The sequence below is a fragment of the Stenotrophomonas cyclobalanopsidis genome (assembly GCF_008710035.1).
Lineage (GTDB): Bacteria > Pseudomonadota > Gammaproteobacteria > Xanthomonadales > Xanthomonadaceae > Stenotrophomonas > Stenotrophomonas cyclobalanopsidis.
The window spans coordinates 43,076-55,504 of record NZ_VYKI01000022.1; the positions used below are offsets into that span (position 1 = coordinate 43,076).

Annotated in this window: 8 protein-coding genes and 1 pseudogene; 6 read left to right on the forward strand and 3 right to left on the reverse strand. The window is 66.7% G+C overall.

What is annotated here, in order from left to right; genetic code table 11:
• Positions 1-1,032: 1,032 nt before the first annotated feature.
• Entirely contained in the window at positions 1,033-1,761 is a 729-nt protein-coding gene (locus FJU31_RS14985; RefSeq protein ID WP_188115510.1) for a fimbrial biogenesis chaperone, read from the reverse strand.
• 53 nt (positions 1,762-1,814) lie between these two features.
• Positions 1,815-2,330, reverse strand: coding sequence for a fimbrial protein (locus FJU31_RS14990; RefSeq protein ID WP_150455451.1), 516 nt, complete (start codon positions 2,328-2,330; stop codon positions 1,815-1,817).
• A 500-nt stretch (positions 2,331-2,830) separates the two neighbouring features.
• On the opposite strand from FJU31_RS14990, the gene FJU31_RS14995 reads away from it, so the two are divergent.
• The 6 genes from FJU31_RS14995 to FJU31_RS15020 all read left to right on the forward strand — a co-directional run bounded on the left by FJU31_RS14995 (position 2,831) and on the right by FJU31_RS15020 (position 12,023).
• Positions 2,831-5,293, forward strand: coding sequence for a fimbria/pilus outer membrane usher protein (locus FJU31_RS14995; protein WP_425473717.1), 2,463 nt, complete (start codon positions 2,831-2,833; stop codon positions 5,291-5,293).
• Between the two features lie 34 nt (positions 5,294-5,327).
• Positions 5,328-5,837, forward strand: a complete 510-nt coding sequence (locus FJU31_RS15000; RefSeq protein WP_150455452.1) for a fimbrial protein — start codon at positions 5,328-5,330, stop codon at positions 5,835-5,837.
• A 36-nt stretch (positions 5,838-5,873) separates the two neighbouring features.
• Entirely contained in the window at positions 5,874-6,869 is a 996-nt protein-coding gene (locus FJU31_RS19475; RefSeq protein ID WP_246161362.1) for a fimbrial protein, read from the forward strand.
• Between the two features lie 23 nt (positions 6,870-6,892).
• Positions 6,893-7,879, forward strand: a complete 987-nt coding sequence (locus FJU31_RS19480) for a fimbrial protein (RefSeq protein ID WP_246161364.1) — start codon at positions 6,893-6,895, stop codon at positions 7,877-7,879.
• Between the two features lie 474 nt (positions 7,880-8,353).
• On the forward strand, positions 8,354-8,692 hold the full coding sequence (locus FJU31_RS19485) for a hypothetical protein (RefSeq protein WP_246161366.1): 339 nt from the start codon (positions 8,354-8,356) through the stop codon (positions 8,690-8,692).
• Between the two features lie 370 nt (positions 8,693-9,062).
• Entirely contained in the window at positions 9,063-12,023 is a 2,961-nt protein-coding gene (locus FJU31_RS15020; protein ID WP_150455453.1) for an autotransporter family protein, read from the forward strand.
• Between the two features lie 191 nt (positions 12,024-12,214).
• On the opposite strand, the pseudogene FJU31_RS15025 reads toward FJU31_RS15020, so the two are convergent.
• Positions 12,215-12,429, reverse strand: a pseudogene (locus FJU31_RS15025) (IS110-like element ISStma4 family transposase); the annotation flags it as partial.

The window sequence follows — 12,429 nt, forward strand, 5'->3', positions numbered from 1 at the left end:
GGCGGCCGTTCGCGCTGCGCGCGTGAGTCGAGCGTGGGCTCGACTCTACAGAAGCCGCGGTGCCGAAGCATCGGTAGCGCCGAGCCCATGCTCGGCTGCCGTTCGCGCTGCGCGCGTGAGTTGAGCGTAGGCTCGACTCTACAGAAGCCGCGGTGGCCGAAGCATCGGTAGCGCCGGGCCATGCCCGGCGGCCTTTCGCGCTGCGCGCGTGAGTCGAGCGTAGGCTCGACTCTACAGAAGCTGCGGTGCCGAAGCATCGGTAGCGCCGGGCCATGCCCGGCGGCCGTTCGCGCTGCGCGCGTGAGTCGAGCGTGGGCTCGACTCTACAGAAGCCGCGGTGGCCGAAGCGTCGGTAGCGCCGGGCCATGCCCGGCGGCCGTTCGCGCTGCGCGCGTGAGTCGAGCGTGGGCTCGACTCTACAGAAGCCGCGGTGCCGAAGCATCGGCAGCGCCGAGCCCATGCCCGGCGGCCGTTTGCGCTGCGCGCGTGAGTCGAGCGTAGGCTCGACTCTACAGAAGCTGCGGTGCCGAAGCATCGGTAGCGCCGAGCCCATGCCCGGCGGCCGTTCGCGCTGCGCGCGTGAGTCGAGCGTAGGCTCGACGCTACAGAAGCCGCGGTGGCCGAAGCATCGGTAGCGCCGGGCCATGCCCGGCGGCCGTTCGCGCTGCGCGCGTGAGTCGAGCGTAGGCTCGACTCTACAGAAGCTGCGGTGCCGAAGCATCGGTAGCGCCGGGCCATGCCCGGCGGCCTTTCGCGCTGCGCGCGTGAGTCGAGCGTGGGCTCGACTCTACAGAAGCTGCGGTGCCGAAGCATCGGTAGCGCCGAGCCCATGCCCGGCGGCCATTCGCGCTGCGCGCGTGAGTCGAGCGTAGGCTCGACTCTACAGAAGCTGCGGTGCCGAAGCATCGGTAGCGCCGAGCCCATGCCCGGCGGCCGTTTGCGCTGCGCGCGTGAGTCGAGCGTAGGCTCGACGCTACAGAAGCCGCGGTGGCCGAAGCATCGGTAGCGCCGAGCCCATGCTCGGCTGCCGCTCTACGGGCCGCTGGCCACCGTGGCCTGCGCGTCGCGCGGGGTGCCGTAGTCGTCCAGCCACTGGAACGTCACCGACGCCGGTTGCGCGACACCGGCCGGCAGCGGCAGACGCACCTGGGCGCCGGGGGCGATCATGTCTGCCTCCACCGTGCGCCCGTCGGGCAGGTTCAGGCTGCTCACGGTCACGTGGTAGGCGCTGGGATTGTTCACCTGCAGCGCGTTGCCATCCGCGCGCCATTGCAGTTGTCCTGCCGCGTCGCGGGCGTTGCCGGGCAATCCCGCAGGCCGATGGAACAGCTTCACCCGCGTGCGCACGGCAAACTGCAGCAGGTTCTTGCCTGCCGCATCGCCGGGCTTGGGCGGAATATCCAGCAGGTTGAAATAGAACACCGATTCGCGATCGGTCGGCAGCGGCGCCTCCGATGGGCGCGGCGCATAGGTGATACGGAACGCCTGACCCTGGTGGGCCTGCAGCAGGCGCGGCTCGGCGGGCGTAAGCCGGAAGGGAGTGCGCACGTTTTCAGGCCGTGCGTGGCTGTCGCCGTCATCAATCCAGACCTGCACCATGGCCGCCTGTTCGCCGCCATTGGTCGCTTTGACAGTCACGTCGCGCCCCTGCGCGGCGTCGTGCACGATACGCGTGCCCTGCAGCGTCACCGCTGCCGATGCCGGCAGCGCCAATGCGCCAGCCAGCAGCGCGGTTGTCCACGTCATTGCACGCATTTTCATTGCTTCATCCTCGGGTAGGGGGCGCGCCGCCCTTGCCGGCGGCGCGCGGGGGCTTACTTGTAAAGCACCACGAAATCGCCGGATGCGTTGGCAGTGCCGGCCTTCGCATCCTTGCCGGGCGAGGAGTACCAGGCGGTGTAGTCCAGCTGGCCCTTGCCGGCGGCCGGGATGTTCACCCACTGCAGCGGATCGTCGCCCAGTTTCTGGTGGTTGCCGGCAGCGTCGTACAGCGCCACGCCCACGTTGCTTGCGGTGGAAGCCGCCGTCAGTGCCAAGTTGCCGGTGCTGCCATCGGGCGTACCGCCAAAGCGCACGCCCACGTCCTGCGCGGCGCCGGCACCGGTGCAATCCAGCACGATGCTGAAGTTCTTCATGCCGGCACGCTCAGCGCCATTCACCCACGCCACATCCACCTTGCCCATCGGCACGGTGATGGTGCCGCCGGTGGCATCCACCGCGCAGGTGCTGGCCATCAGTTCGCCGGTGATCTCCAGCTTTTCGGCGGATGCAGCGGGGGACAGGGCCAGTGCGAGTGCGCCGGCAGCCATCAGGTTCAATCGGTTCGACATACAGATGTCCTTGGTTGGGAGTCAGAGGCCCGCAGGGAATGCGCCAGCGGATGGGCGCAGTGTTCCCGGTCGTCTGCCGCCCGGACATGCAATTAGTTGCAAAGTGCTTGCGTACCTGCGCAATAAGTGCTTGCGATAAAGCTCGCAGTTAGAAATCCCGCTTCCCGGCTGCGGCAGACCGTCGCAGCAGTGAGGCCGGGCATCTGCAACTGCTTCGATTGACAGCCGCGTCTGCGTGAAAACCAGCCTGAATGCCGTGGAAACAGGGCGTGTGCGCAGGGCCCTGTGTTTCCGTGCGGCGCTGTCGCTTTGCAACAAATTGCATGGGAAGACGCACGGGCGCTCTCTACGCTTCGGCCCACTTCGACAACGAGCGATGTCGGCTTTGGCCCCATCGAGTGAGGTTCGCCATGTGCAAGCGCCCCCTTCCTTCTGTTCGTCCGCCGTGCCGGGACCCCCACCTTCAGGGCCTGGCCATTGCCATCGCCGTGGTGATGGCGATGGCCAGCCATGCCCGTGCCAGTGAACAAGCGCCGCTGCAGTTCAGTGACGGTTTCCTGATCGGCGGCAAGGCCATCGACATGCAGCGCTATGCACAGGGCAACCCGATGGAGCCGGGTGTGTATCCGCTGGACGTGCTGGTCAACGGCCAGTTCCATGCACGGCGCGACATCACCTTCGTGCCCGCACCTGCGCCGCTGGGGGCGACGCCATGCCTGCCCGCCGGCCTGGTACGCCAATTGCCGCTGAAGGCGGCTTACCTGGCCGAACTGGACCCGGACGACGACGAGAGCTGCGTTGCACTGGCCACGCTGATCGACGGTGCCACGGTGGAGTTCGATGCCGGCAACCTGCAGCTGCTGGTCAACGTGCCGCAGGCGGCGCAGGCGGCGCAGGCGCGCGATGCCCGCGGCTACGTGGCGCCGGCACAGCGCGACCATGGCGTCACGGCAGCGTTCTTCGATTACAGCGCCAACCACAGCCGCAGCCACGGCCAGCAGAACACCTATCTCGGCCTCAACACCGGGGTGAACCTGGGCGCATGGCGGCTGCGCCATCGCTCGTCCTTCAGCCAGGGAAGCCATGGGTCCCGCCACGACGTGATCAGCAGCACCCTGCAGCGCGATCTGCCGGGATGGAACGCGCAACTGCTGCTGGGCCAGGGCAGCACCGGTGGCGAGCTATTCGAGTCGTTGTCCTTCACCGGGGCACGCGTGGCCAGCGATGAGCGCATGCTGCCCGACTCGCTGCGCGGCTTTGCGCCGGTGGTACAGGGCATTGCCGAGACCAACGCGGTGGTCACCATCCGGCAGAACGGGCACGTCATCCACGAGGTGAGCGTTGCGCCCGGTCCGTTCTCGATCGAAGACCTGTACCCCACCAGTTTCGGTGGCGATCTGCAGGTGACCGTCACCGAGGCTGACGGCCGCCAGCAGCAGTTCAACGTCAGCTTCTCGGCCGTGCCGCAGGCACTGCGGCCGGGTGCCAGCCGCTTCAGCGCCACCGCCGGCCAACTGCGTGATACGCGCGGCGAGCGCGAAGCACTGCGCTTTGCCGAAGGCACCTACGCACGCGGCATCAGCAACCACTTCACCGCGCTGGGTGGGGTGCAGATCGCCGAGGGCTTCCAGTCCGTGCTGCTGGGTGGTGCCATCAATACGCCGCTCGGCGCGTTTGGTGCCGACATCACCCATGCGCGTGCGCGTTTGGCCCATGGCGAGCAGATGGCTGGCAACAGCGTCCGGCTGAACTACCAGCGCTACATTGCCGCCACGGGCACCAACTTCGGCCTGGCCGCATTGCGTTACAGCACCCGTGGCTACCTGGGCCTGAACGATTTCGCCCAGGTCTACAACGATGATTGGGGGTTTGCCGGCCGCGCGCGGCAGCGCTTCCAGGTCAACTTCTCCCAGCGCCTGGGCGAGCGCAGCACGCTGTCGCTCAGCGGCGGGCACGTGCGCTACTGGGACAGCACGCAGCAGCAGAACGATCTGCAGCTGCGCTTCCAGACCCAGATCGGCCGGGCCAATGTGGGCCTGTCGGCCATGCGCCTGCGCGTGGGTGAGGGCCGACAGGACACCCGTTACGCGGCCACCCTCAGCATCCCGCTGGGCACGGCACCGCGCGCGCCGCGCCTGAGTTCGCAGCTGGCCCATTCGGCGCGCGGCGGGCAGGCGCAGCTGGGCCTGAACGGCAGCCTGGGCGCAGACCAGCAACTGAACTACAGCCTGTCTGCCAGCCAGGCCAGCGAGGGGCCGGGCAGCAGCAGCGCTTACGCGTCCTACCGCAGTGGCCATGGCACGGTCACCGCCGGCCTCAGCCGCGCCGGCGATTACAGTGCCGTCAACGCCAGTGCCGCCGGCAGCGTGGTGCTGCATCGTGGCGGCATCAACGTCGGTGCGCCGCTGGGGGACGGCTTTGCGCTGGTGCAGGCCGAGGGCGCGCAAGGTGCCCGCATCGGCTATGGCAATGAGGTGCGCATCGCTCGCAACGGCTATGCCCTGCTGCCGCACGTCAGCCCGTACCGCTGGAACCAGATCGAGCTGGATCCTTCCGGCCTGTCGATGGACGTGGAGCTGCTGCAGACCTCGCAGCGGGTGGCGCCCACGGCCGGCAGCATCGTGCGCGTCGCTTTCACTGCGACGCGCGAGCGCACCTTGTTCATCGATACCACCGATGCGCTGGGCCAGCCGCTGCCGTTTGCCGCGCGCGTCGAGGACGAGAGTGGCCGCAGCTACGGTGCGGTGGGGCAGGGCGGTGTCATCCAGCTGCGCGGCGCGCCCGAACAGGGCCAGTTGATTGTCGATCCGGACGGCCCGCACCGCTGCCGCCTGGACTACAGCACCCCTGACGCAGCCGATGCCTACGGCCTGTCGTGGAGCCAAGCGGTATGCACGCCGCTGCCCGCTCCCAGCCCGGGGCTGCAGGCTGCGCTGGAGGCTGCCGAGCGGACCTCGTTCTGATCCCTTTCTTTCTTACCTGCAAGGAGTTCCAACCATGAACCTGTTCAACCGCATCACCCTCTACACCGCCCTGCTGGCTGCCGCACCGCTGGCCCTGGCCGATACGGCCACGCTCACCATCAGCGGCAAGGTGCTGCCGGGCACCTGCACGCTCACCGCCGCCCCCATCGCCCTGGATGCGGTGAAGGCCAGTGATCTGACCCCGGGTGCGGACAGCCAGATCAAGACCGGCGCGCTGCAGTTCAGTGGCTGCGTGGGCGTCAGCAAGGCGGTGCTGTCGTTTGCCGGCACCGCCGCCGATGGTGATGCCACCCGCTGGAAGAACACGGCGGCCAGCGATGCCGCCGGGGGCGTGTCGATCTCGCTGCTGTCCGGCACCACCGGCAGCAACTACCTGAAGGACGGCGACACCGGCATCGACGTGCCGGTTACCGGTGCCACGGCGCGCTACGACCTGCGTGCGGCGTACTTCCTGCCCACTGGCGAAACGCCGAGCGCAGGTGATGTGTCCACCGAGATCGTGGTCACTGCTGACTACGAATAAGCCCTTTCAGGTTCGAACCTGACCCAGGAGATGGATATGAGCATCAAAACCTCATCTGAGAGGCCCTTCACCCGGCCCCGCGCCCGCAGGCTTCTGGCTGCTTCACTGTTTGGCCTTCTGTTCTGCGCCGGCAATGCCATTGCCTGTGTCGAGTACGGCATGAACCGTGACCTGCTGCTGGACAAAATCTATGCCACATACCCGGATGCAGGCGAAGTGCAGTTTGACAAGAAGCTTGCCGCGCGGTCCTTCAGGGATTGCCCTGGGAAGCGGGATGTGCCGGTCTTCATGACCCTGGAGATGCCTGGCCTTACCTATCAAGGCGAAGTGACCTACAAAGGACAGGCCTATCCTGCGTATGCAGCGGCACCCGATGGGCCACTGGTGATGTTCTATCATCAAGTCGCTCATTCTGAGGACGGTCCGCTGCGTGTGGGCGTGGAGATGCCCGGGCTGTTCGAAATGAGCGGGGGGGGAGCCGTTGAGGCTGCAATCCAGTACTGGGTAGTGGTCTTTTCCCGCGGCGGTCGCATGAGGACGCCACCGGTCATGACCGGCACGATCACCTTGCGCGCGCCATCGGAGCCCTCCCTTGACCATCAATCGATGGTGCGGCTGGATCTGCAGTTCCCCGCCACCACCTGCCCCCTGCAGGACAAAGCCGAATCGCTGGCCGATGTGCAGACCGCAGAACTATCCGTGCCTGGCAGCACTGCCAAGGAAAAGCTGGTGGCCATCCGCATGGACTGCGGCGTGGACCCGCCGCGCGCACGGATGACGCTCAGTGATGCCGGCGATGCGGGCAACATCGGGAGCCAGTTGACGCCTACGGCCGATTCCGATGCCGAAGGCGTGCGCGTGCAGCTGCTGCGCAATGGCGCAGAAGTGCAGTTTGGCCAGACCTGGGATTTCGATCCGGGCGTAGGCGGCGTGCATGACCACCAGTTCACCGCGCGCTACATCCGCACTGACGAGCCGCTGGTGCCCGGCGTGATCAAGGGCGAAGCCGTACTCAATGTGGATTACTGGTGAGTGGTTTTCCGAGGATTCTGACAATGCATTCCCGCTCTCGCCATTCTTCGTCACTGTTCGTTGGGCCGCTGGCCTGCGCACGCGTGCAGGTCCTGGCGCTGTCGCTGGCGCTGCCTGGCCTGGCACACGCCTGCTCCGCCACGATCACGTGGCCCATCGTGGAGGATCGGCAGAAGCCGGGCTACCGTGAAGAGATCCATATGCTGGTGGATGCTGGCACCAATGTCAGTTACAGCGGGTGTCCGGTGGGTGCCAACCTGGAGATGACCGTCAACATCCAGGGGCCCGGCCTGCGTTGGGTCATGGATCTGCCTGAGGTACCGGTCTGGCCCGTAGACGGCGGGATGCCGTTGTACGAATCCGGGCCCGACTCACCGCTGATCGGCTTCGCAACAACCTATGACGGCCCCAGAACGGCGTTGAGGCTTGGGTCGAACACACTGATCTACCCTGTCCGCAACAGCAGCGACAGTTTCATCATCAATGCGTTCATGTTCAGTCGCGGCCAGAAAATGCGCGACACGCAGACGTTGGCTTCGCTGGATATCACCGCCAGTGCTCACCCCGGCTTTGACGTGAAAGTGCCGGTGGACATCACGATTGCGTTTCCGCCGACAACCTGCAGCATGCGGGATGTGGCTGAAGTCCTGCAGGACGTCACGGCTGCAGAGCTGGGGCGGCCGGGTGACAGCGCACGGGAAAAGCCCTTGGCATTGCGGATGGAGTGCGGCGCCGCACAGCCACGGGCAGATATGGTGCTGCGCGATGCAGGCGATGCGTCCAACAGTGGCAGCATTCTGTCCGCAACGGCCGACTCGACAGCACGCGGCGTACGCATGCAGCTGTTGAGCGCTGGCGTGGAAGTACAGTTCGGCAAGGCCTGGTTCTTCAACCCCGGCACGGGAGGCAACCATGATTTCCCGTTCACCGCACGCTACATCCGCACCGACGAGCCGCTTGTACCCGGCCTGATCAAGGGCGAAGCCGTACTCAGCGTGGACTATTGGTAATCCCACGCCGGCGTGCCTCGATGTCGCATCACGGCTGTTCCACGGAGGCTGAACAACGCTGGCCCTGCTGCGCTGCTCCATTCCGCGGTGCAATCCCTTCGATGGCGTAGCTCCCAAGCGACACTCGACCTTGCACAGCCCCGATTCAGGAGGTTCCCTCATGCAATCCCGGCACACCCGCTACTCCCCGCTTACGCTGGTCCTGGCCAGCGCACTCACTATTGGTATCTCCAGTCCAGTCCACGCGCAGCAGGTCATCGCTGACGGCGATCAACAAACCCCGGCGGCCGGCAACTACAGCGTCTCAAGTTTTGGGAACCATGCTTTCCACGCACTGAACGGTGGCAGCATCGTGCCATTGGGGCGGTCAACGTAAGTGCATCCGGCGATAGTGCATCGGCCGCGCGTGCGGAGACTGCCGGCAGCCTCATCGAGCTGAACGGTTCGACCCTGACTACCTCCGGTTTTGGCGTCATGACGGCCTTGGCGACCACCGGCGGCGAACTGCGCCTGACCGCAACCGAGGTGATCAACAACGGCACGGGCATGGGCGTTGTGGCGCAGGTGGGCAGCCCGGCCAACCTGCAGGATGTGGACATCCGCACGCAGCGCCATCATCAGCGAAGGGTCCAGTGCGGTCGGCATCGATGTGCGGGCCGGCACGGTGGATCTGGACAGTGTGGAGGTGACCTCAGTGGCGGTGCGTCGGTGAAGTTTGCCGGCGGGGTAGGGCTGTGGGGCGGGTTGGCGCTGCAGCGTGCCTCGGGCTATCACCAGACCAGCGCACAGATGGGCGTCAGCTACAGCTGGTAAGCCGATGCGTTGGGTGGGGTCAGAGCCCTTTGCTGCGCAAAGGGAACCGACCCCATTCCCACAGCGCGGCGGTAGCGCCGGGCCACGCCCGACAACATTTCGCGGCCCCCCTGTAGAGCCGAGCCCACGCTCGGCTGCTCTTCGCGCCAGCAGCAGGCCCTCGCGTACGTCATCGCCCACGTTCTGCACCTCCTCTCCATCCACGCGCAGGCGCTCACTGGCGTGCAGCATTTCCAACGGCACGGTCAGGCCCGCCGCCGCGCGGTCGATGCGGGCCAACGCCGTTGCGGAGGTCGATTTGCAACGATTTCCATGGTGGCCGGGTAGCCCCCTCTCCACTATGCCGGTCTTTACAACCGGAGGCCCCACCATGGGAACCCGTCAGATGCAGCACTCGGCCCTTGCAGTGGCGCTGGCCACGGTGCTCGCAACAGCCGCTCCCACAGGCGTGTTTGCACAGCAGATCATTGCCGATGGGGATGATCAGACCCCGGCAGCGGGCGACTACAGCGCTTCAGGCGTGGGCAACCCTGCTTTCCACGCGCTCAACGGTGGCAGCATCGTGCCACTGGGGGCAGTCAATGTGAGTGCCACTGGCGACAGCACGTCGGCCGCCCGTGCCGAGGGTGCCGGCAGCCGCATCGAGCTGACAGGCTCGACCATGACCACGTCAGGTTTTGGCGCCATGACGGCCCTGGCGACGACGGGCGGTGAGCTGCGTCTGACGGCGACCGACGTGATCAACAAGGGCACCGGCATGGGCGTCGTGGCGCATACCGGAAGCCGGGCCACGCTGCAGGACGTGAACATCCGCATGCAGGGCGTTTCGTCAGTCGGCCTCGCCGGAGGCGGTGACATCAGCATGACCGGTGGCTCGATCTCGGCCATGGGCCTGGGCAGTCGTGCAGTGTCGGCCACCGGCGCGAACATGGCCCTGGCTGGCGTTGCGATTGAAGGCGCGTCGGGTATCTGGCTGGCCGATGGCAACCAGTTCGATATCTCAGGAAGCACCGTCAAGGCCAGCGAGATTGCGTTGGACGTCAATGGCCGCCGCAATGCGGTGACTGTGGCGGACTCCCGCTTCCACAGTACCGGCGACGGTATCGCAACCGTCAACATGGTCGCCGATTCAACGCTGGCAATGGCCCGCAGTACCGTCATCAGCGAGGGTGATCGCGCGGTCGGCATCGACGTGCGCAGCGGTGCGGTGGAGATGGACAGCGTGCAGGTGACCACGTCCGGCGCAAACAGCCACGGCCTGTATGCCGACTTCACCTCCTTTGGCGACAGACCGGTCATCGACGCGCGCGGCGGCCAGGTGCGCACCTCCGGTGTGGGCGCCGCCGGTGCCATCGCGCGCAAAGGGGGCAGCATCCACCTGCGCGACAGCAGCGTTTTGACCACCGGCAGCAAGTCGCACGGCGTAGTGTCCGGCGGCACCGGCGAAATGTCCCTGAGCAACACCCACGTGCGCACCGAAGGCGAGGGCGCCTGGGCGGCGGTGATCAACGACAGGGGCCTCATGCGCATCGACGGCGGCTCGCTGGTGAGTGCACAGCACGGCGGCATCTGGGTGCGCAGCAGCCGCGATGCTGGCCTGACCCTGGGCAACGGTGCGGTGGTCTCTGGCGGCAACGGCATCGGCCTGGCACTGGATGCCGCAGTTGCTGGGCGCTTCGATGTCGCGCTGCAGGGCGGCTCGCAGCTGCACGGCGATATCGTCATTACGCCCGAGGATGAGGATGCCGGCCTGGTGCCGCAGTCGGAGGTGCATATGCGCCTGGCCGATGGATCGCTGTGGCAGGGCAGGTCGCAGCTGCTGCAGTCGCTGGCACTGGAGGGCGCCAGCCAGTGGACGCTGACCGGCGATGCCACAGTGGGCGAACTGCAGGTGCGCGACAGTGGCGTCGCGCTGTCCGATGGCAGTGGGCGCTTCAACACGCTTACCGTGGATGGCAACCTGCACAGTGAAGGCGCCACGTTCCTGTTCCAGGGGGCATTGGGGGGCGATGGCTCGCCCATCGACCGCCTGCACGTGCGTGGCGATACCTCCGGTGATGCACGGGTTTCGGTGAAGAACATCGGGGGTGCCGGTGCGCAGACCGTCAATGGCATTGAAGTGATCCGCGTGGACGGCCTGTCGGATGGCCGCTTCGACCTGGCCGGGCGTGCCGTTGGCGGTCAGTACGAGTACTTCCTGCACAAAGGCGGGGTGGCCGGTGGCGCAGGCAACTGGTACCTGCGCTCGCAGCTGTTGCCGCCGGACCCGTGCGATGTGGACCCCACGCTGCCCGAGTGCGGTGCAGTGGTTGATCCGCCCATCGACCCGCCCATCGACCCGCCGATCGACCCGCCGATCGACCCGCCGATCGACCCGCCTGTGGTTCCGCCCGTGGATCCGATCCCGGACCCGGTGCTGCGCCCAGAGGGCGGCACTTATCTGGCCAACCTGAGCGCGGCGCAGGACATGTTTGCGTTGGGCTATCACCAGCGCCAGGCGGGCCAGAACGGCGGCCGTGGCTGGGCGCGCGTGGATGGTGGCCGCAATGGATTCGACGCGGTCAGCCGCCAGCTGGATGTGCGCGGCCACCACCAGGCGCTCAGCGTGGGCGCGGATCTGCTGCGCAGCGAAGGTGGCAGCGCATTCGGCGTGATGCTGTCCAGCGGCACCGCCAGCAGTACGTCCACCAATGTGCTGACCGGCTATTACGCCCGTGGCCGGGTGAAAGGTGAAGCACTGGGCCTGTATGGCACCTGGCGCGCGGCGAGTGCTGATCCTTATGCCGGCCTGTACGTGGATGGGTCGCTGCAGCGCGCGCAGTTCCGCAACCGGGTGGAAGGTGTGGCGCTTACCCCCGAACGCTATGACAGCAAGGCGTGGCAGGGCGCATTGGAAGCGGGCTACGCGTTGCGCGTAGGCGGTGCTGAGCAGGGCGGCCTGTTCTTGGAGCCGCAGCTGCAGGTCGGCTACAACCGCTGGGAGCGCCTGCGTCACACCGAGGATAACGGCACGGTGGTCACCGCCGGCGATGCGTCGGGCGTGTCTGGCCGCGCCGGTGTGCGCCTGTCCGGCGTGACCCGCTGGAGCAATGGGGCGGCCCAGGTGCAGCCGTACCTTGCCGTGCACTGGCTGCACCAGCGCGCTGCCTCCAGCGTGCTGATGGATGACGAGCGGGTGGATGCGCGCATCCCGCGCAGCCGTGGCGAGTTCAGTGGCGGTGCGTCGGTGAAGTTTGCGGGCGGGGCAGGGGTGTGGGGCGGCCTGACGCTGCAGCGCGCCTCGGGCTACCACCAGACCAGCGCACAGATGGGCGTCAGCTACAGCTGGTAAGCCCGCTCACCGGTCTGGGTCAGATCCCTTTGCTGCGCAAAGGGCGCTGACTCCCTTCCCACCGGTAGCGCCGGGCCATGCCCGGCGGCCTTTCGCGGCCCCCTCTGTAGAGCCGAGCCCACGCTCGGCTGCTCTTCGCGCCGGGGTCAGATCCCTTCGCGGCCCCCCTGTAGATACCGTGTTGTCCTTGCCTAGGCAAGGACGACTTCAGGCTCAAACGGTCGGCCGCTTTTCAGTACTCCCCAGACCAGGTGTATGAGCTTGCGCATCAGCGCACACATGATGACCTTGAATGGCTTTCCTTTCTCGCTGAGACGTTCTGCAAAGGCCTTCAGAGTCGGGTTGTAGGTCTTCCCGGTCAGCGCCGGCATGTACAACTTCTTGCGGAAATTGGCGTCACCAACCC

Excerpts from the sequence above, each read along its gene's own strand:
- FJU31_RS14985 (WP_188115510.1), bottom strand. The coding sequence starts at position 1,761 with ATGAAAATGCGTGCAATGACGTGGACAACCGCGCTGCTGGCTGGCGCA.
- FJU31_RS14990 (WP_150455451.1), bottom strand. The coding sequence starts at position 2,330 with ATGTCGAACCGATTGAACCTGATGGCTGCCGGCGCACTCGCACTGGCC.
- FJU31_RS14995 (WP_425473717.1), top strand. The coding sequence starts at position 2,831 with ATGGCCAGCCATGCCCGTGCCAGTGAACAAGCGCCGCTGCAGTTCAGT.
- FJU31_RS15000 (WP_150455452.1), top strand. The coding sequence starts at position 5,328 with ATGAACCTGTTCAACCGCATCACCCTCTACACCGCCCTGCTGGCTGCC.
- FJU31_RS19475 (WP_246161362.1), top strand. The coding sequence starts at position 5,874 with ATGAGCATCAAAACCTCATCTGAGAGGCCCTTCACCCGGCCCCGCGCC.
- FJU31_RS19480 (WP_246161364.1), top strand. The coding sequence starts at position 6,893 with ATGCATTCCCGCTCTCGCCATTCTTCGTCACTGTTCGTTGGGCCGCTG.
- FJU31_RS19485 (WP_246161366.1), top strand. The coding sequence starts at position 8,354 with ATGACGGCCTTGGCGACCACCGGCGGCGAACTGCGCCTGACCGCAACC.
- FJU31_RS15020 (WP_150455453.1), top strand. The coding sequence starts at position 9,063 with ATGGGAACCCGTCAGATGCAGCACTCGGCCCTTGCAGTGGCGCTGGCC.